This is a genomic window from Microbacterium sp. 22195 (assembly GCF_052056515.1).
Taxonomy (GTDB): Bacteria; Actinomycetota; Actinomycetes; order Actinomycetales; family Microbacteriaceae; genus Microbacterium.
In genome coordinates, this window is the sequence record NZ_JBQEPE010000006.1 from 104,209 (window position 1) to 124,951 (window position 20,743).

Below are 20,743 nucleotides of genomic sequence, written 5' to 3' on the forward strand. Positions count from 1 at the left end.
TCAGAGGGACGGGGTGGCGGGTTCGACGGGGGCGAGGGATGCCGGCGGGCCCTCGGCGCGCGGCTGGAAGCCCTCGAACACCCCGTAGGCGACGATGCGCTCGGCGAGGGAGTACAGCGGCGAGCAGGCGGTGAGGGTGATGTAGCGCTCGCCCGTCTGCTGCTCGGGCATCTGCGGCACGTCGTCGAGCACGTCGACCTGGGTGGGTTTGACGTACTCCAGGGTGCGGAAGCGGTAGGTATACCAGCCGGCGGGCGTCTCCACGACGATGGCGTCGTTCAGCTTGAGCTTGTCGAGCTGGTTGAAGGGCTTGCCCCAGGTGGTGCGGTGGCCGGCGAGCGAGAGGTTGCCGATCTCGCCCGGCATCTTCGACTGGGTGTACAGCCCGATGCCGATCCTGTCGAGCGTGCGCGCGCGGGTGGTGCCGCCGGCGATGTCCTTGGCGTAGTCGGCGCCGAACCGGGGGATGCGCATGATCGCGAACTTCTCGGCGTCGGCGGGATGCGGCAGGATGGGCGGCTCGTACGCCGACGTGCCGTCGGGCTGCTGCACGAGCGGCGGCGGGGCCGGAGCGGGTTCCCGTGCCCATTCCCGGATGGTCTGGTTGCCTTCGGCGTTCTTCTGCGCGCCGATGATGATGTCGCCGATCCACATCTGCCAGGCCACGAAGAGCAGCACGATCACGCCCGCCGTGAGCAGCACCTCGCCGACTACGCTCGTGACCGTCGCGCGGGAGCGGCCCGCCGCGCGCCGGGTACGGCGTGTCGGCGCGGGAGCGTGCATGAGGGGAAGTCTATTCCGCCCGGCTAGACTGATCCCCATGGCACGATCTCGCGTACCCGAAGAGCCCGTCGAGCGCCCGGAAGGCGCTGACGACGCCGCCCCCAACGCCGTCTGGTTCAAGCCCGTGATGGTCGGCTTCATGCTGCTCGGGCTCGCCTGGATCCTGGTGTACTACATCTCCGGTTCGCTGTACCCGATCCCCGGCCTCGGCGGCTGGAACCTCGGCATCGGCCTCGCCATCGCCCTGGTCGGCTTCCTCATGACCACCCGCTGGCGCTGACGCCAATTGCACAGACTCTGAAGAGGGCTCCTCGCGCAGCGAGGAGCCCTCTTCGTCTACCCGTACCCACCACCAACTCCTGCTGGATGACACCCTCATGAGCTTGAGGGCGCGGAGATGTTCCCGGAGCGAGCATCGGGGAGGGACCCGCGAAGCGGGAGGGGCACCCGTTCTGCGAGCGCAGGGAACATCTCCGCGCCCGCCCCAGCATCCGCCCATCAGCATCCGCCCACAGCTTTCCACAGGAGTTCTCCCCAGAGTTATCCACAACCTGGGGAGAATTACACCGGTGTTATTCACACAGGGGGATAACCCTGTTAACAACCGTTGATCAGCCTTAAGCGAGAATCCAGTTGCCTGCGACGGCGAGTCCGAGCACCAGGACTGTGAGTACCGAGAGCAGCACGACCTGCCAGGTGCGCTGGTCGCGGCGCTTGGTGTTGATGTAGATCAGCGCGATGAGGGCGCCGACGATCAGGCCGCCGAGGTGGGCCTGCCAGGCGATGCCGGACACGATGAAGCCGTAGGCGAAGTTGATGGCCAGCACCACGAGGATGCCGGTGACGTTGGCGCCGATGTGGCGCCCGATGATCAGCAGGGCGGCCATCATGCCGAACAGCGCGCCGGAGGCGCCGACCGTCGAAGTGCCCGGCGCCATGAGCGCGACGGCGACCGAGCCGCCGAGGCCGCTGATGAGATACAGGGCGAGGTAGCGGCCACGGCCCAGCATCGGCTCGAGGGTCTGTCCCAGCATCCAGAGCGCGAGCATGTTGAGCCCGAGATGCAGGATGCCGCCGTGCACGAAGACCGAGGTGAGCAGCCGCCACGGCTCGAACGGGAAGCCGGAGAGGTCGGGATAGAGGTAGACGGCGTTGAACAGCAGCGTGCTGGTGATCTGCGCCCCGACGCCCGGCAGCAGCTGCAGCAGGCCGATGGCCGTGGTGATCGCCAGCAGCACGTAGGTGACGACGGGCCGGCCGCCGCGGCCGGTCATCGCGACGGGACCCCGGCCCCAGGCGCGACGGGCGCGGCGCTGGGCCGGGGACTCCGCCTTGCGCTGCTCCTTCATGCACTCGGGGCAGATGACCCCGACGGGTCCCTGCGTCTGGCATTCCGGGCAGATGGTGCGCATGCAGCGCTGGCAGAGCACGAAGCTCTGCCGATCCGGATGCCGGTAACAGAAGTTGTCGCGATTGCTCGTGAACTCTGGGTTCGTCATCCGGATCGGCTCGCGCTCTCAGGCCTGGACGATGTCGATCGACTGCAGCACGACCGGCTCGATCGGGCGGTCGCCCGCGGCGGTCGGCACGGCGGAGATGGCGTCGACGACGGCCTTGGAGGCCTCATCGGCGACGGCGCCGAAGATCGTGTGCTTGCCCTGCAGCCACGGGGTCGGGTCGGTGGTGATGAAGAACTGCGAGCCGTTGGTGCCCTCGACCTGGCCGGTGATGGCGTTGCGGCGCAGGCCGGCGTTGGCCATGGCGAGGATGTAGGGCTCGTTGAAGTTCAGCTCCATGTTGATCTCGTCGTTGAAGTTGTAGCCGGGGCCGCCGACGCCCTGGCCGAGCGGGTCGCCGCCCTGGATCATGAAGTTGGGGATGATGCGGTGGAAGATGACGTCCTTGTACAGCGGGCCCTCGCCGGGCTTGCCCGTGGCGGGGTGCGTCCAGTCCTTGGTGCCGTCGGCCAGGCCGACGAAGTTGGCGACCGTGTTCGGGGCGTGGTCGCCGAACAGGTTGACGACGATGTCGCCGTGGTTGGTGTGCAGGGTTGCGACGTGAGAAGCGTGAGGCATGGTGACATTCTCGCAGAGCGACCTCTGACCGGGCTGGCATGATCGCAGATGTTCGCCCTCAGCGCCAGATCCCTGCCCGCATCCAGCCTCGCATGGCAAGATGAACACGAACGGACTCCGACCGACGGGAGAGCAACGTGAACCTCAGCCGCAAGCGCAAGAAGGAACTGCGCAAGCTTCAGGATGATGCAGGACACCTGTGGGAGGCGCAGCAGGTGCTCGTCGGCCACGCCGCGGACATCGCCCGCGAGGCGGGCCGCCAGCTCGGCAACTTCAACCGTGAGCAGGTCGTGCCGGTCGTGCAGGACGCCTACAGCCGCAAGGTCGCCCCGACGGTCGATCGAGGGCTGAAGATCGGCAAGCACGTCGTCGACGACAAGGTCGTCCCGATCGTGGGCGGCGTCGTCGGCACGGCGCTGTCGGCCTGGGACGTCGCGAACGCCAAGCGCAACGGCGTGCTGCACCGCGCGCCCGCCGCACCGCAGAAGAAGGGCATGGGCCTCGGCTCCGTCGTGGCTCTGGTGCTCGGCGCCGCCGCTGCGATCGGCGTGGTCGTGGCCGCCTGGCAGGCGCTGCGCGCGGACGACGAGCTGTGGGTCGCCGACGACCCGCTGTCGACGCCGAACGCCTGAGCATGGCCGACCCGCACGAGCGGGTTCGGGCAGCAGCATCCACTCGCGGACTCGAGATCGAGATCCGCGAGCGTCCTGCCGCCCGCAGCCTGCACGAGGCAGCCGAGCTGCTCGGCCTGCAGCCGTCCGACATCGTCAAGACGCTGGTGGTCAAGCGCTCAGATGACACCTACCTGTTCGCCCTGGTCCCCGGCGGGCGATCGATCTCGTGGCCCAAGCTGCGCGCGATCGTCGGCGTGAACAAGCTGCGCCTGCCCGAGCCCGAGCTGGCTCTGGCCGCCACCGGCTACGAGCGCGGCACCATCGTGCCGATCGGCAGCACCACCGACTGGCCGGTGTTCGCGGACGAGACGATCGTGGGCCGCCGCATCGCGATGGGCGCCGGCGCGCACGGCTACAGCCTCTTCGTCGACGCCGACGATCTCATCCGCGCCTACGGCGCCACGGTCGCCGACATCTCGGAGCCCGAGCAGCCCCGCGACTGACGCTCAGCGCTGGTACAGCAGCTTCCCGCCGCCGACGGTGAGCTCGCGGGGAAGGGTGCGCACGAGCACGTCCATCGTGTTCTCGGAGTCGACGAGCACGACATCCGCTCGCGATCCGGCGGTCAGGTCGTTCTTCTGCACGCCCGCGAACGGCGCGCCCAGCGAGGTGGCCAGCTCGACGACGCGACGCAGGTCGTCGTCGTAGACGACGCCGGAGCTGCGCGCGAACTGCCAGGCGATGCCCATGGTGTCGCCGGTGCCGTACGGGCTCCACAGGTCGCGGATGCCGTCGGTGCCGAAGCCGAAGCGCACGCCGGCCTCGGCGAACTCGTGCAGGCTGAACTGCTTCATCCGCAGCGGCGCGACGGTGGTCATGGAGATGTCGAGCTCGCCCATCTGCTGCAGCAGATCGTGGCGACGCGCATCGTCGGCATCCACGATCGCGAAGCCGTGCGCGATGTTGACCCGCCCCTGCAGGCCGAGCTTCTGCGTGCGGTCGATGATGAGGTCGAACTGGAAGGCGCCCAGCGATCCGCCGTCGTGAAGGTGGATGTCGATGCCGACGCCGTGCTCGGCCGCGAGGGCGAAGATCGCGTCGATCTGTCCGACCGGGTCCTTGTCGATGCCGGCGGGGTCGAGGCCTCCGATGTGCTCGGCGCCGGCCTTCGCGGCGTCCGCGAGCAGTTCCAGCACGCCCGGGCGGCGCAGCACGCCGTCCTGCGGGAACGCGACGATCTCGCAGGCGATGCCGCCGTCGTAGGCGGCGACGGCCTCGCGGACGGCCTCGATGCCGCGCTGGCCGAGGCCCAGGTCGACGTCGACGTGGCTGCGGATGGCGGTGGTGCCGTGCTTGACGAATTCTTCCAGCACGCGCGAGGTGAGCTCGCGGCTGGGGATTCCGAGCTCGTCGCGGTGCGCGCGCTCGTGCTGGATGCGGCCGTCGGTGCTGCGGACACCGCCGTAGGACTGCCACGGCAGACCCCACCACGACTTGTCGACGTGGGCGTGGGTGTTGACGATGCCGGGGATCGCGAGCAGGCCGCGCCCGTCGATCTCGCCGGCGCCGATCGGAGCGCCGGAAGCTGCGACGACCTGCGAGATGCTGTCGCCGTCGATCAGGATGTCGCTGAGCTCACCGCCCCAGGGACGGACGTTCCGAACGGCGGAGACGGGGGAGAGCTTTTCGACCATCCTCCCATTCTGACCCATCCGATTGTCTGATGACTAGAGGATTCCCGCCATCCGCATCGCGATGTCCACGAGCTTCACCCGCTGCAGCTCCGCCACCTCGGCGATCGTGAACCATGCCGCCATGTCGGTGGACCCGTTCTGCTCGAACCGCAGCCGACCGCCCGTGATCTCCGCGCGATACACGATGCGGATGGTGTGCAGGGGCGAGCGCTCCCGGTGCACGCGCTGCGACCCGGGGATGACGCGGGAGTGGATGCCGAGCAGCTCGGTCGTCTCGATGTGGAAACCCGTCTCCTCGCGCAGCTCGCGCCGCACGGCGACCTCGGGATCCTCACCCTCCTCGAGTCCTCCGCCCGGCATGGTCCAGGCGACGCGGCGCCCCTCGGTCCAGCGTGCGAGCAGGATGCGGTCCTCATCGTCGGTGACGACGGCGTAGGCGGCGACGCGCAGATCCATGGATTCACAGTAGCGCCGGTTCCCGCGAGCATCCCGGGCGGTCCGCCATGCGGAGTCCGGGTGCCCGGTGGCATCCGATCAGGAATCGAGAAGCGCGGCGAGGACGCCGCTTCTAGCGTGGGATCAGACACGAAGGAGGCCGACATGGCTGAGCAGGAGAAGACCGTGGTGTTCTCGGACGAGGAGCGCGCGGCGATGAAGGCGGCGTCGAGTGAGCGCCGCACGGCCCGTTCGCGGGCGAAGAAGGACCCGGACGAGGTGCGCCGTGAGGGCGAGGCCGAGGTGCGCGCGAAGCTGGCCGACATGCCCGACGACGACCGCGCGCTCGGCGAGGCGCTGCACGCGATGGTCGGGGAGGCTGCGCCGCAGCTGGTGCCGCGCACGTACTACGGCATGCCGGCGTACGCGAACGAGGCCGGCAAGGTGGTGTGCTTCTACAAGCCGCGTTCCAAGTTCAAGGTGCGCTACTCGACGTTCGAGTTCGATCAGGCCGCCAACCTCGACGACGGGGCGATCTGGCCCACCGCGTACGCGGTCACCGCGCTGGGAACGGAGCAGCTCGCCTTCCTGGCCGAGCGCGTGCGGATCGCCGCATCCTGACACCTGTCCCGCGTGCGGATGCGGCGGTAGCGTGGAGCGCGTGAGCTCGCTTCCCTTCCCCGCATCCGTCTACGCCGCCCGCCTCGAGCGGGCCGGAGCCCTGGCCGCCGACGCCGGTATCGACGCCGTGATCGTCGGGCCCGGCCCCGACCTGCGCTACCTGCTGGGTGTGGAGGGCGACACGATCGAGCGCCTCACGGCGCTGGTGCTGGGCCCCGGGTTCGAGCCGACGATCGTCGTGCCGCGCATGGAGCTCGCCAAGGTGCGCGACACCGCGGCGGGCGAGCTGGGCGTGCGGATCGCCGACTGGGTGGACGGCGAGGACCCCTATGCGCTGGTCATCGACGCGCTGCCCGCCCCTGGCGGGAGGATCGCGGTGTCGGATGCCCTCCCCGCACTGCACGTGATCCCGATCGGGGATCGGGTGGATGCCCGGCTGGAGCTGGCGACGCCCGTGCTGCGCGAGGGTCGCATGATCAAGGACGCCGACGAGGTCGCGGAGCTGCGCCGGGCCGGCGATGCCATCGACGCGGTGCACCGTCGTGTCGCGGACTGGCTGCGCGCGGGGCGCACCGAGCGCGAGGTGGCGGCCGACATCGCCGACGCGATCGTGGCCGAGGGGCACAAGACCGTGGAGTTCGTGATCGTCGGCTCAGGCCCGAACGGCGCCGATCCGCACCACGAGGTCTCGGATCGGGTGATCGAGGACGGCGACGTGGTCGTCGTCGACATCGGCGGGGCGGTGCCGAGCGGCTACAACTCCGACAGCACGCGCACGTACGTGGTCGGGTCGCCCACCACGGAGCAGGCCGAGCGCATCGCGGTGCTCGTCCGTGCGCAGCAGGCCGCGGTGGACGCGGTGCGCCCCGGCGTGACCGCGCACGAGGTGGACGCGGCGGCGCGACAGGTGCTGAAGGATGCCGGGCTCGGCGAGGCGTTCCTGCATCGCACCGGCCACGGCATCGGCGTATCCGTGCACGAGGAGCCCTACATCGCGCCGGGCAACGACCTTCCCCTGCGCGAGGGCATGGCCTTCAGCATCGAGCCCGGCATCTACTTCCCCGGCAGCTGGGGCGCCCGCATCGAGGACATCGTGGTGGTGACCGCCGACGGGTGCGTGCGGCTCAACAACGCGCCGCACGCCCTGGCATCCGTCGGCTGAGCGCGGCCGTCAGCGCCAAGGCCGTCAGCGCACCGCGGCTGTCAACGCTCCAGGGCCCGTCAGCGGACCACGGCCGTGACGGATGCCAGCCGCTGCAGCACCTCGTGGCTGATCGACCCGAGCAGAAAGCGGCGCACGACGCCGTGGCCCCGGCTGCCGATGACCGTGAGCCGGGCCTCCTCGGCGAGGTCGTTGATGACCGTGGAGGGGAATCCCTCGGCGACGGCCTCCACGATCTCGAGCCCCGGGTACTGGCTGCGCAGACCCGCCAGCGACAGCGAGAGAGCCTCGCGGGAGGCCTGCTCCATCCCCTGGCGATACCCGGCGGATGTGGTCATCAGGGCGTTGCGGGGAGCGGAGATCGGGGTCCAGACGATCACGGCGGTCAGCGGCTCCCCGAGGCGGTCCGCCTCGGCCGCGGCGAAGGCGATCGCGTCCTCGGAGACCGGCGATCCGTCCACGCCGACGACCACTCCGCGGCGCCCGTCCTCCAGGTCGAAGTCGGGCACCACCACGACAGGGCAGTGCGAGCCGGCGGCGATGCGGATGCCGTGCGATCCGCGTGCGGGTCCCTGTCCCGGACCCCTGTAGTCGCTGCCGATCACGAGCAGAGCCGCGTGCTCCGATGCCTCGATGAGCGTCGAGACGGGGTCGCCGAGCGCCGTCCGAGTCGTGACGGTGAGCCCATCGGCCCGGATCCGGTCCGCGACCTCAGCGAGCAGCTGATCGGAGGCTTCGGTCGCCGCCTGGATGACGATGCCCTCGCCGACCATCCCGATGGCGCCGCCCACGACGCCCAGCAGCTCGATGGACTGCCCGCGCGCGGTGGCGCGGGACACCGCCCAGTCGACGGCTCGGCGGCTTGCCTGCGCGTCGGTCACACCGACGACGATCTTCTCCGACATCTCCGGCTCCCATCAGTGACGGAGCCTCCACTCTATTGACCCCCGGGCGATTTCGCGCGGGCCGGGGCCGTGGAAAACGCGTCAGATCCGCATCGCGTCGAGTGCCGCCTCCAGACGTGCGACGGTGCCGTCGACGTCGCCGAGCTTGTCGAGCCCGAACAGGCCCATGCGGAAGGTGGAGAACGACTCCGGCTCGTCGCAGTGCAGCGGCACGCCGGCGGCGATCTGCAGGCCCTGCTCCTTGAACCTGGCGCCGGTGCGCAGGCCCTCGTCGGTCGTGTGCACGACCACCACGCTGGGCGCGGCGAAGGCGGATGCCGCGACGGACGGGAGCCCGCGCTCGGCCAGCAGGGCGCGCACGCGCGTGCCGAGCTCGATCTGCGCCGCGCGGAGGTCCTCCGGCCCGCGGTCGCGGGTCTCGATCATCTGCGCGAGGTTGCGGGCGATGGTGTCGGTGGGCATGGTCGCGTGGTAGCCGGCCCTGCCGTCGCGGTAGCCGTCCGAGATCGCCAGCCACCGGTTCAGGTCGAGGGCGAAGCTGGTCGGAGTGCCGGATGCGACAGCATCCCGGCCCTTCTCGCTGAGCATGACGAAACCGACACCGGGCGAGCCGCTCCAGCCCTTCTGCGGGGCGCTCAGCAGCACGTCGACGCCGAGCGCGCGCATGTCCACCCAGATCGCACCGGAGGCGATGCAGTCCAGCACCAGCACGCCGCCCACCTCGTGCGCGGCCTCGGCGAGCGCGCTCACGTAGTCGTCGGGAAGCAGGATGCCCGCGGCCGTCTCGACGTGCGGGGCGAAGACGACGTCGGGGCGCCCGGCGCGGATCGCCGCGACGACCTCGTCGATCGGGGCGGGTCTCCAGGCCGCCTGCGGGTCGTCGCTGTCAGGTCGCGCCTGGCAGACGGTGACGGCGGATGCGATGGATCCGGCGTCGAGGATCTGCGACCAGCGGTAGGAGAACAGGCCGTTGCGCACGACGAGCGCCTTCCTCCCGGTGGCGAGGTGACGGGCGACGGACTCCATGGCGTAGCTGCCTCCGCCGTTGATGACCACCGCGCTGTCGGCGCCGTACGTCTCGCGCAGGATGGCGAGCGTCTGCTGCATGACGTCGACGAAGCGGGCCGACATGTGGTTGAGGGAGCGATCGGTGAAGACCACCGAGTACTCCAGCAGGCCGTCGGGATCGATGTCGTCGTGGGGGAGGCTCATGCGTCCAGGTTCGCACCGCTCGCAGGTCCCGGAAAGGCCCTTCCACCTGGCGGAAGTCTCGGCCGGAGGAAGCCGGGACTCGTGCCGCGTCGCCGAGGTGGCTAGCATGCGGGTGGAGCTGACATGGAGCAGGGATCGGATGCCGCGGGGCGGAGCGCGCCCTTGCGCTGGCCCGTGGTGTGCTGGCTCGCGATCCTGGCGCTGATCGGAGTCGCCCAGCTCGTGCGCGGGGAGTGGTTCGACGCCGCGGTGTTCCTGGTCGCGATCGCGCTCGTCTGCTGCAGCATCCTGCTCCCGCCGCACGGCACGCATCCGCCGCGACCGGACCTCGTCGTGTTCGCGGCGACGACGCTCGCCGCCGCGGTCGCGCTGCTGCCCCGGCACGGCACCGGAATGATCGTCGCGGTGCTGGTCACGGGGGTTGTCGCGCTCGTGGCGGGCTGGCCGGGCGCGGCATCCGCTCGCCGGGCCTGGACTCCCGGGCTGCGGCGTCTCGCCGTGGCATGGGCGGTGATCCTGGTGGCCGGATGCCTGTGGGAACTGGCGCAGTTCATCGCCGGGCGGGTCGCGCCGACGCAGCCGAGCTTCGCGCTGAGCGACCTCGTCGATCCGCTGCTGGACACGGAGCTCGGCAAGGCGGTCTTCGCCGGCGCCTGGCTCAGCTGCGGCGCGTTCCTGGTGCTGCGGGGACGGCGCGGCGGATGATCTTCAGCACCGCGTTCTTCCTGCTCTGCGCGGCAGGGCTGATCCTGGCATCCTGGCGCATCCGGCTGCAGGATGCCGGTGCGACCGTCACGGAGCTGTTCGACCGCCTGCTCGAGGACAGATCGGTGCGGATCGCCGTGATCGTGGTGTGGTGGTGGCTGGGCTGGCACTTCCTCGCGGGCGAGACCCTGTGAGCCGCCTACGCTGAGGAGGTGACCGTCGCCGAGGATTCCGCCGCCGCCCTCCGCTCATGGACGCCGCCCCGGGAGAGCGATCTGGCCCTGTGGCGGGAGTACGTGGACTTCGCCGACGATCCCGCGCACGCGCACCGCGAGACGTCGACGGCCGAGCACCTGACGGCGAGCGCGCTGGTCTTCGACGCGGCGCTGGAGCACGTGCTGCTCTGCTTCCACGGGAAGGGACGCTTCTGGGTGCAGCTCGGCGGCCACCTCGAGCGGTCCGATGCGTCGCTGGCGGATGCCGCGCTGCGCGAGGCGCGCGAGGAGAGCGGTCTCGTCGAGCTCACGCCCCTGCTCGCCGCACCCGTCGACCTCGACCGGCACGCCCTCTCGTCTCGGTTCGGGACCTGTCGGGTGCATTGGGACGTCGGCTACGCGTTCCGCGCGGAGCCGGATGCCATGCCCGTCGCCAGCGACGAGAGCGAGAGCGTGGCGTGGTGGCCCATCGACGACCTGCCCGAGGGCAGCGTCGAGGGGCTGGCGAGGCGAGTCGGCCGGGCGGTCGAGGTGCTGCGGCGGACGGGACTCTAGGAGCCTCAGGAGTACAGGGCCGTGACCGCGTCGATCAGCTCGGCCAGGCCGCCGGGCGGGTTGTCCTTCCACCAGGCGAGCATCACGGGAATGCGCGGGCCGTCCTTGATCGGGCGGAACGCGATGCCGCGGCGGGCATGATGGTGCGCCGTCGCCTCGGCCGTGGTGCCCACGCCCGTTCCCGCAGCGATGGTGTCCAGCCACTCGTCCACGTCCGATGACTCGGTCACCCGCGGTCGATGCTCGGCATCCGCCCAGAGGTCGGTGCTGGTGGTGCCGGTGCGGGAGTCGATGACGATCACGCGCTCCGCGACCTCGGCCATGCTCAGCTGGCGGCGTCGGGACCAGGCGGGGTCGTCGGCCGAGAACGCGACGAGCCGTCGTTCGAGGCCCACGACGATCGACCCGAATCGGCGCTCGTCCACGGGGCGTCGGACGATCGCCACGTCGCAGACGCCCTCCTGCAGTCCGCCGGTGGGGGAGTTGTGCCGGATCAGGTGCAGTTCGCGCTCCGGATGCTCCGCGGCCCACGTCCGCTGCAGCACCGGCGTGTGCGCTCCGAGGGCGGCCCACGCGTAGCCGAGGCGGAGCACGCCGTGGCGGGATCGCACGGCATCCGTGAAGCGGTTCACCTCGGCGAGCAGTCGCCGTACGTCCGGCAGAAGCTGGCGTCCGGTCGCGGTGGGCTCGCAGCCGCTCGGCACCCGGCGCAGCAGGGGCTCGCCGACCCGCTGCTCGAGCGCGGCGATCGTGCGCGACACCGACGCCTGCGAGACGCGCAGCGATATCGCCGCGTCGGTGAACGACCCGGACTCGACAGCGGCGATGAAGAAGCGCAGCTCGCGCAGACTCCAATCCATACGCTCAGCGTATGGCATGAGCACAAGGTGCATTAGATGGATACCGAGCGCAGACCTAGCGTGTGCACATGGAGCAGATGCCAGGGAGCACCACGATCTCGGAGCGGGACACGCCGGTGTCCCCGCAGACCGCGAGGCCCCGACAGCGCGCGGTCGGCATCGCCATGATGCTGACGAGCTCAGCGTCCAACCAGGTGGGCGCTGCGCTCGGCGCCACCGCCTTTCCCGTGATCGGCACCGTCGGCGTCGTCGCCGTCCGTCAGATCGTCACGGCGCTCGTCCTGACCCCGCTCGTCAGGCCGCGGATGCGCGGGTTGCGCCGCGACCAGTGGATGCCCGTCCTGGGCCTGGTGGTCGTGTTCAGCGTCATGAACCTGAGCCTGTACATGGCGATCGACCGGATCGGTCTCGCTCTGGCCGTGACGCTGGAGTTCCTCGGCCCGCTGACCGTCGCCATCGCGCACTCGCGCCGCCGGATCGATCTGGGCTGCGCGCTGCTGGCCGGCGTCGGCGTGGTCGTGCTCACCGCTCCCGGGCCGTCCAGCGATGTGGTCGGCATCGCCCTCGGCCTGCTGGCGGCCACGGCGTGGGCGAGCTACATCCTGCTGAACCGCACGCTCGGGCGACGCCTCCCCGGCATTCAGGGAACGGCGATCGCGAGCCTGCTGACCGGCGCGGTCTGGACTCCCATCGCGCTGGTGTGGCTGCTGCTGCACACCCCGACGGTCACGAGCCTGATCCTCGCCGCGGCGTGCGGACTGGGGTCATCGCTGATCCCCTATGCCTCCGACATGATCGCACTGCGGTGGATCCCCGCCGAGATGTTCGGCACGTTCACCAGCCTGAACCTGGTGTGGGCGGCCCTGGCGGGCTGGCTGCTGCTGAGCCAGGAGCTGCAGCTCAACGAATGGATCGGCATCGCCCTGATCATCCTCAGCAATGCGGTGGTGTCGGCGCGTGCGGCATCCCGTTCGTCGACGACGCCCATAGCTGCGCAGACGGGGTGAGGCCCGGAAACCAGAAAGACCCCGGCAGCAGCCAGGGTCTTGATCTGTGGAGCCTAGGAGATTCGAACTCCTGACATCCTGCTTGCAAAGCAGGCGCTCTACCAACTGAGCTAAGGCCCCGAACGGGGATTCCTCGAGGGAATGTGTGGGGCTACCAGGACTTGAACCTGGGACCTCTTCATTATCAGTGAAGCGCTCTAACCGCCTGAGCTATAGCCCCGTCAACCTCCAAGACTTTACCCGATGCCGAGGGTGAAAAGCGAATCGAGCCCGGCCTGCGTGCAGGCCGGGCGTTTCCGATTCACTCCGCGGCGCCCCCGGGGCTCAGGGTGACCGTTCCGGCGGACACGTCGGCCTGGATCCGGTGGGTGCTGGAGGGGTCCTGGACCAGGTCGCTCTCCAGAGTTCCGGCCGTGGCCTGGTGACGCAGAGCGTACGAGCCGTCCGGCACGGTGAGGTCGAGGCGGCCCGCGGTGAGGTCGATCGAGACCTCATCGGGAACCGACTGCAGCTGGGCGGTCACGCGCCCCGCGTTCACCGTGTACTCCGCCGTGCGCACGTCGCGCAGGTCGATGTCCGCGCGGCCCGCGTTCACCTGGGCATCCAGTTCCCTCGCCGCGCCCTGCACGGTCAGGGCCCCAGCGTTGATGTCCAGATCCAGCTCGCCGAACTCGCCGTCCACGCTCAGCGAACCGGCCTGAAGGGTGAGATCCGCGTCGATGCCGAGCAGTGACTCGGGCAGCACGAGCGTGGCCTGCTGCTCACCGCGCAGCCAGTCCGGCCGGAACCAGTCGAACCCGCTCCCCGGTCCGCGCACCTTGAGCTCGTCGTCATCGCGCTGCAGCGACCAGTCCTGCTCCGAGCCCTGCTCGATCTCCAGCCGCGCCTCGGTGACCCCCTCTCGGAACTCGACGGTCATGTCGGCGGCGCCGACCTCGAGATCGAGCGAGGTGACGCCCTGCACGTCGAGCCGCGTCGAGCCGCCCTCCTGCGACGACACCTGCTGCACGCCGGCGAACGCCGCCCCTGCCCCGGTGCCCAGCAGCACCACGCCGCCGCACACCGCCAGCACCACGGTGAGTGCTCCTGCGGTCTTCTTCGTCGCGCCGTTCATCGGACGCCTCCCTGGTAGTCGTTGCCGGCGTCCGCGACGCCGGTGTTCTCGATGTGCGCGAGTGCTGCCAGCACCCGCCGGTTGCCGTCCTCCGGCTCGAGCCCGAGCTTCTGGAAGATGGCGGTGATGTGCTTCTCGATGCTGGCCTCGCTGAGGAACAGCAGGCCGGCGATGGCGCCGTTGGACTTGCCCTCGGCGATCAGCGCGAGCACGGTGCGCTCGCGATCGGTCAGGCGCAGCATCCGCTCGTCGCGATTGCGGCGCGTCAGCAGCTGCGCGACCACCTCGGGGTCGAGCACGGTGGCACCGGATGCGATGCGCTGCACCGACTCGATGAACTCGGCGACGTCGGCGACGCGATCCTTCAGCAGATATCCCAGCGCCCCGCCCTGAGTCGATCCGCTCTGCGCGGCGATGAGGTCGCTCGCGTAGCGCTCCTCCACGTACTGGGACAGCACGAGGAGGGGGAGGGACGGATGCCCGGCGCGGATCGACAGGGCCGCCCGGATGCCCTCGTCTGTGAACGTCGGCGGGAGCCTGACATCCAGGATGCACAGCTCGGGATCCTTCTCGACCACGGCATCCAGGAGGCCGTCGGTGTCGGGGAGGGCGGCGACCACCTCGTGGCCGGCGTCCTCGAGCAGGCGGACGAGCCCTTCGCGGAGGAGGACCGAGTCCTCGCAGATGAGTATCCGCATCACGCCACCTCCTCGTTCTCAGGCCACCGGTGCTGGTTCACAGGCGGGCAGATCAGGATGCGCATGGCACCGTCACCTCCAGGCTGGTGGGGCCGCCCGCGGGGCTGTCCAGGCGGAACGTGCCGCCGGCGGCGAGGATGCGGTTGGTGATGCCGTCGAGCCCGCCACCGGGCTGCACCTGGGCGCCGCCCATGCCGTTGTCCTCGACGCGGGCCCACAGGCCGCCGTCTCGGCTGCGCACGACCACGCGGCATTCGCTGGCCCTGGAGTGCTTGGCGGCGTTGGTCAGCGATTCGGCGATGGCGAAGTAGATCGCGGCCTCGGCATCCCGGCATCCGGCGCCGGAACCGGTCATCCCGGCGTCGATCCGCACGTCGAGCTGCACCGGGATGTGCGAGCGGCTCGCCAGAGCGGAGAGCGCGGCGTCCAGGCCGCGGTCGTCCAGCACGGAGGTGTGGATGCCGCGCGCCAGCTGGCGCAGTTCGGTGATGGCGGCCTTGGTGGAGGTGTGCGCCTCGTCGATCAGGGCCTTCGCGGCGGCAGGGTCGGTGTCGATCTTCTGCTGAGCCAGACCCAGGGTCATGCCCACCGACACCAGTCGCGGCTGGACGCCGTCGTGCAGGTCCCGCTCGATGCGGGTGCGCTCGAGCTCGGCGGCCCGGACGGCGCCCTCGCGCTGAGCGGAGGTGGTGCGCACCTGCGCGGTCAGCTCGGCCTCCCGGTTCGGCATGACCAGGGCGCGGCTGAGCAGGCGGTGCAGCAGGGCCAGACCGAGGATGCCGGCAGCGGCGGCGAGCACGCCGAGGATGCCCACCAGCGGCGCCCAGGCCGCGGCGACCATCGAGCCGAACGGCCCCTCGACCGTGGTGCGCCCTGACAGCGGAGCGAACGCGGTGAAGGCCGACCAGATCACGCCCCAGAACAGGCGCAGCACGAGCGTGCCGGCTATGCATCCGAGCACGAAGTTGAGCAGTGCGCGCCACATGCGGCCGTCGACGGACTGCCGCAGGACGTTGCGGATCCATCCGCCGAAGCCCGGGTGGGTGCGCGGCCGCCACTGCAGGTCGGGGAGGTTCCCGCCGTACAGGCCGTCCACGCGGCGCACCTCGAACCAGGCGAGGCCGTAGAGACCGTAGACCAGTGCGAGCAGCACGAAGATGCCGAGACCGAACACGAACAGCATCCCGAGGCCGATGCCGAGGGTCGCGGTGAGCACCGCGAAGACGGCCGTGCCCACGGCGCCGAGGGCGGCGAGTTCGAGCACGGTGAGGAAGATGCGCAGCGGCGGGCGGTCGGCATCCTTCGCAGGAGCGGCCGCAGGCGCGACGGGCGCCGTCGGCGGTACGGGCGCGGTCGGCGGGACCTGCGCCGCGGGCGGCACCGGCGCTGCCGGGGCGGTGGGCGCAGTGCCCTGGCCCGGTGCCGGGGAAGTCGGATTCGTGGTCATGGCATCCACGCTACGGTCATGAGGAATTCATTGACACGGGGCTGACCGGAGACCCCGATTCGGGTTTTCCCTACACTGGCACCATGACGGATGCTCACCCGGACGAACCGCACGGATCCGGCCTCAGCCAGCGCCTGAACTGGCTGCGCGCGGGCGTGCTCGGCGCCAATGACGGGATCGTGTCGGTGGCTTCGCTGGTCGTGGGCGTGGCCGGCGCGACGACCGACAACGCCGCGCTGCTGATCGCGGGTCTCGCCGGCCTGGTCGGCGGCGCGATCTCGATGGCGCTCGGCGAGTACGTGTCGGTGAGCAGCCAGCGCGACAGCGAGCAGGCACTGATCCACAAGGAGCGCGAAGAGCTGCGCACCATGCCGGAGGAGGAGCTCGACGAGCTCACCCGGCTCTACCGCGACCGCGGACTGAGCGAGGAGACCGCACGGCAGGTGGCGGTCGAGCTCACCGAGCACGACGCCCTCGCGGCGCACCTCGAGGTGGAGCTCGGCATCGATCAGGACGACCTGGTCAACCCGTGGCACGCCGCGATCTCGTCGGCCATCTCCTTCACGATCGGCGCGCTGCTGCCGCTGCTGGCCATCCTGCTCCCGCCCCCGGCGGTGCGGGTGCCGATCACGTTCCTGGCCGTGCTGGTCGCCCTGGCCCTCACGGGCTACGTCTCGGCGAAGGTCGGCGGCGCGAGCCCGGTCCGGGCCTCGCTGCGCCTCGTGATCGGCGGCGCGCTCGCGCTGCTCGCGACCTGGCTGATCGGCACGCTGCTGGGCACGACCGGGGTCGTCTGACCCTCGGCATCCGCTCCGTCTTCCGATGACTCCCCGGAGCGGATGCCGTTCAGCGGACGTCCGTGAACAGGGGGATCAGCACCTCGTCGACGATCCGCACGGCGGTGCCGGCGTCGATCGCGCTGTCACGGAACAGGAACCGGTCGCGCAGCAGCGCCTGTCCGACGTCGAGGCGCAGGTCGGTGACGGCATCCGCCCGCACCTCTCCCCGGGCGACGGCGCGCTGCACGATCTCGCGCATCAGGCGGCGTCCCCGTCCGAGCGACAGCTCGCCCATCTCCGCCTGGTCGTCGGCGAGCGTCTCGGACAGCACCGCCCGCAGTGCCGCCCCGAGAGGACCGGAGAGCAGCGCCGCGGTCTGGGAGAGCGCCTCGACCAGGTCTCCGCGCAGCGTCCCGGTGTCGGGAGCGCCGTCGGCATCGCGCAGCGAGTGATAGGCCGTGTCGCGCACCAGCTCGGCGCGTGAGTTCCAGCGCCGGTAGAGGGACGCCTTGCCCGCACCCGCGCGCTCGGCGACCCGCTCCATGGTGAGAGAGGCGTATCCGCCCTCGGCCAGCTCCGCGAGCACGGCCGCATGGATCGCCCCGATCAGCGCGTCACCTCGGCGGCGCGGTCGCGGTGCACCGGCGCCCGACCGAGGGGATCCGGGCGGGGCATCCGCCGCCTCGGACGATGCGACGCCGCCGATCGGATCAGGCACGGGTCACCGTCCCCGTCGTGCCGTCGACCGTGATCCGCTCGCCGTCGACCAGCACCCGGGTGCCGTCGCCCGTGCCCATGACGGCGGGAAGCCCGTACTCGCGCGCGACGATGGCGGCGTGCGAGGCGATCGACCCGGTGTCGACGACCACGGCGGATGCCCGCAGGAACAGCGGGGTCCAGGCGGGGTTCGTGTACGGGCACACCAGCACGTCGCCCTGCTGCAGGCGATGGAAGTCGCCCGCCTCGCGGATGATCCGCGCGGGCCCGGTCGCGGTGCCGCCGCCCGCAGGGGAACCGCTGACCACCGCGTCTCCTCCGGCAGCGGGCCGGAACACCCCGCGCACGTCGACCACGGGGATGCCGGCCAGTTCCGCACGGCGCGCGCTGCGCCTGGTGACCAGCGCACGCAGCCGACCGATGTACTCGGGCCGCAGCTTCTCGACGTCGGGGATCGCCATGACCTCCTCCCATCGCAGGTGGAACACGTCGAAGGCGGTGTCCAGCACGCCGGCATCCTGCAGCCGCCGCCCGATCTCGAGCAGGGACCGACGCAGCGCGGGCAGCGTCGCCGTGAAGAAGAAGTGGCTGTCCTCGCGGAATCCGACGCCCGCCTGCGCTGCGCGCACCCAGCGCTCGGCGGCGGCGCGCATCCACCGCGGTCGCAGCAGCGGGTGCGCGAGCAGCCGGGCGAGGGCCTGCTTCGATCGCGAGCCGCGATCGTCCGCCGGCGGGCTGTCGATGAAGCCGCGCACCATGCCGATGATCACCTCGGGCGACTCGGTGAGCGTCGGCGGGCTCACCAGCAGCGGAGACGCCGTCTCCTTGCGCCCGAAGTCGTGCCGGAACGTGTCCAGCGCTGCGGCGAAGCCGGGGAAGCGGCCGGCATCCAGCGCGGTCAGGATCTGGTCGGGGCTGCTGTCGGCGAAGAGGCGGCGAAGATCGGCATCCGCCCGCACCGTCGCCGCCATCTCGACCAGCGCTCGCTCCGATGCGGCGGTGCGGGTCGGAGCGCCGCCGGTGAGCTCGCCGAGGAGGCCGATCCGGCCGAGCAGGAACGTGACCGCGGCGAGCCGCGCCACCGCAAGGGCCGTGCCGGGCAGGTAGTCGATGCGCAGGTCGCGGCTGAGGTCCATCGCCCTGAGCGCGCGCTCCGGCACGTCGAGCAGCGCGCGCCACGACAGCTCCCGCAGCGGCAGGGCGTCGAGCTCATCGGCGACGCTCAGCAGACGCGCCAGCCGCGGGTCGTCCTGCCAGCGCTCGGGATGGAATCGTGCGGCCTTGCGGATGAGCCGGAGCGGGGCCCGCAGAATGCCGGGGCCCGGATGCGGATTCGGCGGCACGAAGCGGGTGACCACCCCGTCCTCCTCGCGCAGGTAGTCGGTGAACGCCCCGCGCAACCCGTAGTACTCGGTGATCTGACGCATCATCTCGGCGGGACCCCGTCCCAGCCACGTGGTGACGTCCATCGGGTACGGCCGCACCGGCAGGTACTCGCTGAAGATCATGCTCTGCACGCGCTGCCGGCCGTTCAGCTTCATCGGCTCGGGCGGCAGCGCGGTCATCGGGCGCGCCTGCAGCACGTGGACCGTGCCGCCAGCGATCGCCCACTCCATGTCCTGCGGGCGCCCGAAATGCGCCTCGGCTGCGCGGGCGAGTCGCGCGAGCGTCTTCAGCCGGTCGCGGGAGAGCAGGGGAGCACCGGATGCTCTCGCCTCCTCCTCGCGCACCCCGCCGCCGGCGTCCCGGCGGATGACGACCTCGGCGCGGCCCGGACGGTACTCGAGCTGCTGGCCGTCGTCGTCGAGCAGATAGTGGTCGGGGGTGACGATGCCGGACACCAGCGCCTCGCCGAGTCCTGCCGCGCCGTCGACGACGATCCGGTCGCGCCTCCCGCTGACCGGGTCGGCGCTGAACATCACGCCGGCGAGCTCGGCGTCCACCAGCACCTGCACCACGACCGCGATGCGCACGGTGTGCGGGTCGACGCGACGCTCGCGCCGGTACGACACGGCGCGGTCCGTCCACAGCGAGGCCCAGCAGTCGCGGACCGCGTCGATCACGGCATCCGCGCCCACGACGTTGAGGTATGTGTCCTGTTGGCCGGCGAAGGCGGCTCCCGGCAGGTCTTCTGCCGTCGCGCTGGAGCGCACCGCGACCGGGACGTCGTCGCCGAGGGCGCGGTAGGCCTCGGTCACCTGCACCCGCAGGTCCGCGCCGATAGGGGCGGATGCCAGCTTCTCGCGCAGCGCCGCCGGCTCTGCATCCTCGACCATGGCGGCGAGGCCCACGGCGTCGGCAGCCTGCACATAGGCATCCGTCGTGACGACGAACCCGCCCGGCACCGGCAGCCCGGCCCGGATCAGCTCCCCGAGGTTCGCCCCCTTGCCGCCGGCGATCTCCAGGTCATCCCGCCCCAGCTCGTCCAGCCCCACCACCGCGCGCATCCGCACTCCTTAGTGAACGTTCCGTTCACTAAATCCTCCCCCCGCTCGCTCGCCGGCGCAACCCTTCGTCTCGCTGCGCTCGCTCAGGGACCGGGCGCGACGACGCGCGAAGAGGGGGCGGAGAGGTTCCCGGAGTGAGCATCGGGGAGGGACCCGCGAAGCGGGAGGGGCACCCGCTCTGCGAACGAAGGGAACCTCTCCGCCCCCGGCCCCAGATACAGCGAAGCGCCCCTCCTCCGAAGAGGAAGGGCGCTTCGACAGGCTCAGCGACCCAGTCGTCAGTTCGACATGAACCCGACGAGCAGACCGCCCGTCACCTTCACCGCCAGGTTGTAGATGCCCGCGATCACGGCGCCGAGCACCGTGAAGACGATCAGGTTCAGGATCGCAACGACCGCGCCGAACGCCATCACCTGCGGCAGTCCGACCAGGCTGGTGAGGTCGATGGAGCCGTCGGTGATCTTGTCGAGGAAGTCGCTGGTCTGGGTGAGCACGCCGGTCGCCTGCAGCACCATGAACACCAGGAAGAACGACACCATCGTGACGATCGCCAGTGCCACGGCGCCCAGGAACGACAGCTTCACCGCAGACCAGAAGTCGACGTAGACCAGGCGCAGACGCACCTGCTTGCCACCGGTGCGTCGGGTGGACTTCTTCGCCAGCTTGTCTGCGACTGTGCTCATCGGTCAGCTCTCTTC

The 20,743-nt window shown here is 70.7% G+C and carries 24 protein-coding genes and 2 tRNA genes; 10 read left to right on the forward strand and 16 right to left on the reverse strand.

Annotation, left to right across the window (positions count from 1 at the left end):
* Positions 1 to 783, reverse strand: coding sequence for a class E sortase (locus ACTJJ4_RS16155; RefSeq protein WP_440944257.1), 783 nt, complete (start codon positions 781 to 783; stop codon positions 1 to 3).
* A 37-nt stretch (positions 784 to 820) separates the two neighbouring features.
* Between ACTJJ4_RS16155 and ACTJJ4_RS16160 the strand changes: the two genes are divergently transcribed.
* Positions 821 to 1,063, forward strand: coding sequence for a cell division protein CrgA (locus ACTJJ4_RS16160; protein WP_440944258.1), 243 nt, complete (start codon positions 821 to 823; stop codon positions 1,061 to 1,063).
* A gap of 337 nt (positions 1,064 to 1,400) precedes the next feature.
* Here the strand turns inward: ACTJJ4_RS16160 and ACTJJ4_RS16165 are convergent, their stop codons facing one another.
* On the reverse strand, positions 1,401 to 2,282 hold the full coding sequence (locus ACTJJ4_RS16165) for a rhomboid family intramembrane serine protease (protein ID WP_440944259.1): 882 nt from the start codon (positions 2,280 to 2,282) through the stop codon (positions 1,401 to 1,403).
* Between the two features lie 18 nt (positions 2,283 to 2,300).
* Complete coding sequence (locus ACTJJ4_RS16170; RefSeq protein ID WP_285630953.1) at positions 2,301 to 2,858, reverse strand: peptidylprolyl isomerase; 558 nt, start codon at positions 2,856 to 2,858, stop codon at positions 2,301 to 2,303.
* A gap of 137 nt (positions 2,859 to 2,995) precedes the next feature.
* On the opposite strand from ACTJJ4_RS16170, the gene ACTJJ4_RS16175 reads away from it, so the two are divergent.
* Both ACTJJ4_RS16175 and ACTJJ4_RS16180 read left to right on the forward strand, forming a co-directional pair.
* Positions 2,996 to 3,490 (forward strand): DNA helicase, encoded by a 495-nt coding sequence (locus ACTJJ4_RS16175; RefSeq protein ID WP_292698718.1) that lies wholly within the window; start codon positions 2,996 to 2,998, stop codon positions 3,488 to 3,490.
* 2 nt (positions 3,491 to 3,492) lie between these two features.
* On the forward strand, positions 3,493 to 3,975 hold the full coding sequence (locus ACTJJ4_RS16180) for an aminoacyl-tRNA deacylase (RefSeq protein WP_440944260.1): 483 nt from the start codon (positions 3,493 to 3,495) through the stop codon (positions 3,973 to 3,975).
* Between the two features lie 3 nt (positions 3,976 to 3,978).
* Here ACTJJ4_RS16180 and ACTJJ4_RS16185 read toward each other — a convergent pair whose 3' ends face one another.
* A complete protein-coding gene (locus ACTJJ4_RS16185; RefSeq protein WP_440944261.1) occupies positions 3,979 to 5,166 on the reverse strand; it encodes an amidohydrolase family protein in 1,188 nt (395 codons plus the stop codon).
* Between the two features lie 33 nt (positions 5,167 to 5,199).
* Entirely contained in the window at positions 5,200 to 5,622 is a 423-nt protein-coding gene (locus tag ACTJJ4_RS16190) for an NUDIX hydrolase (RefSeq protein ID WP_292698715.1), read from the reverse strand.
* 144 nt (positions 5,623 to 5,766) lie between these two features.
* On the opposite strand from ACTJJ4_RS16190, the gene ACTJJ4_RS16195 reads away from it, so the two are divergent.
* Together ACTJJ4_RS16195 and ACTJJ4_RS16200 are read left to right on the forward strand one after the other, a co-directional pair.
* Positions 5,767 to 6,222 (forward strand): hypothetical protein, encoded by a 456-nt coding sequence (locus tag ACTJJ4_RS16195; protein WP_440944262.1) that lies wholly within the window; start codon positions 5,767 to 5,769, stop codon positions 6,220 to 6,222.
* Between the two features lie 40 nt (positions 6,223 to 6,262).
* Positions 6,263 to 7,384: a M24 family metallopeptidase gene (locus ACTJJ4_RS16200; RefSeq protein WP_440944263.1), complete on the forward strand. Its 1,122-nt coding sequence runs from the start codon at positions 6,263 to 6,265 to the stop codon at positions 7,382 to 7,384.
* A 59-nt stretch (positions 7,385 to 7,443) separates the two neighbouring features.
* Here ACTJJ4_RS16200 and ACTJJ4_RS16205 read toward each other — a convergent pair whose 3' ends face one another.
* Together ACTJJ4_RS16205 and ACTJJ4_RS16210 are read right to left on the reverse strand one after the other, a co-directional pair.
* The gene (locus ACTJJ4_RS16205; protein ID WP_440944264.1) at positions 7,444 to 8,289 is read right to left on the reverse strand and encodes a universal stress protein; all 846 of its coding nucleotides are present in this window, start codon (positions 8,287 to 8,289) and stop codon (positions 7,444 to 7,446) included.
* Positions 8,290 to 8,370: 81 nt separating this feature from the next.
* Positions 8,371 to 9,501 carry an aminotransferase class V-fold PLP-dependent enzyme gene (locus ACTJJ4_RS16210; RefSeq protein WP_440944265.1) on the reverse strand — a complete coding sequence of 377 codons (1,131 nt, stop codon included), beginning with the start codon at positions 9,499 to 9,501 and terminating at the stop codon, positions 8,371 to 8,373.
* A 123-nt stretch (positions 9,502 to 9,624) separates the two neighbouring features.
* On the opposite strand from ACTJJ4_RS16210, the gene ACTJJ4_RS16215 reads away from it, so the two are divergent.
* Genes ACTJJ4_RS16215 through ACTJJ4_RS16225 form a run of 3 tightly spaced genes read left to right on the forward strand, consistent with a single transcriptional unit; the run spans position 9,625 to position 10,976 of the window.
* On the forward strand, positions 9,625 to 10,206 hold the full coding sequence (locus tag ACTJJ4_RS16215; RefSeq protein WP_440944266.1) for a hypothetical protein: 582 nt from the start codon (positions 9,625 to 9,627) through the stop codon (positions 10,204 to 10,206).
* On the forward strand, positions 10,203 to 10,400 hold the full coding sequence (locus ACTJJ4_RS16220) for a DUF6186 family protein (protein ID WP_440944267.1): 198 nt from the start codon (positions 10,203 to 10,205) through the stop codon (positions 10,398 to 10,400). The genes ACTJJ4_RS16215 and ACTJJ4_RS16220 overlap by 4 nt, the downstream gene beginning before the upstream one ends.
* A gap of 18 nt (positions 10,401 to 10,418) precedes the next feature.
* Entirely contained in the window at positions 10,419 to 10,976 is a 558-nt protein-coding gene (locus ACTJJ4_RS16225) for an NUDIX hydrolase (protein ID WP_440944268.1), read from the forward strand.
* A 5-nt stretch (positions 10,977 to 10,981) separates the two neighbouring features.
* Here ACTJJ4_RS16225 and ACTJJ4_RS16230 read toward each other — a convergent pair whose 3' ends face one another.
* Complete coding sequence (locus ACTJJ4_RS16230) at positions 10,982 to 11,836, reverse strand: LysR family transcriptional regulator (RefSeq protein WP_440944269.1); 855 nt, start codon at positions 11,834 to 11,836, stop codon at positions 10,982 to 10,984.
* Between the two features lie 68 nt (positions 11,837 to 11,904).
* On the opposite strand from ACTJJ4_RS16230, the gene ACTJJ4_RS16235 reads away from it, so the two are divergent.
* Complete coding sequence (locus tag ACTJJ4_RS16235; protein WP_440944270.1) at positions 11,905 to 12,843, forward strand: EamA family transporter; 939 nt, start codon at positions 11,905 to 11,907, stop codon at positions 12,841 to 12,843.
* A 47-nt stretch (positions 12,844 to 12,890) separates the two neighbouring features.
* On the opposite strand, the gene ACTJJ4_RS16240 is transcribed toward ACTJJ4_RS16235, so the two are convergent.
* From ACTJJ4_RS16240 to ACTJJ4_RS16260, 5 genes are all read right to left on the reverse strand, one after another.
* A tRNA-Ala gene (locus tag ACTJJ4_RS16240) sits at positions 12,891 to 12,963 on the reverse strand.
* Between the two features lie 26 nt (positions 12,964 to 12,989).
* A tRNA-Ile gene (locus ACTJJ4_RS16245) sits at positions 12,990 to 13,063 on the reverse strand.
* Between the two features lie 81 nt (positions 13,064 to 13,144).
* Positions 13,145 to 13,957: a hypothetical protein gene (locus ACTJJ4_RS16250; RefSeq protein ID WP_440944271.1), complete on the reverse strand. Its 813-nt coding sequence runs from the start codon at positions 13,955 to 13,957 to the stop codon at positions 13,145 to 13,147.
* On the reverse strand, positions 13,954 to 14,655 hold the full coding sequence (locus tag ACTJJ4_RS16255; RefSeq protein ID WP_440944326.1) for a response regulator transcription factor: 702 nt from the start codon (positions 14,653 to 14,655) through the stop codon (positions 13,954 to 13,956). Before ACTJJ4_RS16255 ends, ACTJJ4_RS16250 begins: the two co-directional genes overlap by 4 nt.
* Positions 14,656 to 14,707: 52 nt before the next feature.
* Positions 14,708 to 16,102: a histidine kinase gene (locus ACTJJ4_RS16260; RefSeq protein ID WP_440944272.1), complete on the reverse strand. Its 1,395-nt coding sequence runs from the start codon at positions 16,100 to 16,102 to the stop codon at positions 14,708 to 14,710.
* 83 nt (positions 16,103 to 16,185) lie between these two features.
* On the opposite strand from ACTJJ4_RS16260, the gene ACTJJ4_RS16265 reads away from it, so the two are divergent.
* Positions 16,186 to 16,899, forward strand: a complete 714-nt coding sequence (locus ACTJJ4_RS16265; RefSeq protein ID WP_440944273.1) for a VIT1/CCC1 transporter family protein — start codon at positions 16,186 to 16,188, stop codon at positions 16,897 to 16,899.
* 49 nt (positions 16,900 to 16,948) lie between these two features.
* Here ACTJJ4_RS16265 and ACTJJ4_RS16270 read toward each other — a convergent pair whose 3' ends face one another.
* The 3 genes from ACTJJ4_RS16270 to ACTJJ4_RS16280 all read right to left on the reverse strand — a co-directional run bounded on the left by ACTJJ4_RS16270 (position 16,949) and on the right by ACTJJ4_RS16280 (position 20,728).
* Entirely contained in the window at positions 16,949 to 17,599 is a 651-nt protein-coding gene (locus ACTJJ4_RS16270; RefSeq protein WP_440944274.1) for a TetR/AcrR family transcriptional regulator, read from the reverse strand.
* Positions 17,592 to 20,045, reverse strand: a complete 2,454-nt coding sequence (locus ACTJJ4_RS16275) for a PEP/pyruvate-binding domain-containing protein (RefSeq protein ID WP_440944275.1) — start codon at positions 20,043 to 20,045, stop codon at positions 17,592 to 17,594. Before ACTJJ4_RS16275 ends, ACTJJ4_RS16270 begins: the two co-directional genes overlap by 8 nt.
* 278 nt (positions 20,046 to 20,323) lie before the next feature.
* Complete coding sequence (locus tag ACTJJ4_RS16280) at positions 20,324 to 20,728, reverse strand: DUF3566 domain-containing protein (protein WP_285630905.1); 405 nt, start codon at positions 20,726 to 20,728, stop codon at positions 20,324 to 20,326.
* Positions 20,729 to 20,743 lie beyond the last annotated feature (15 nt).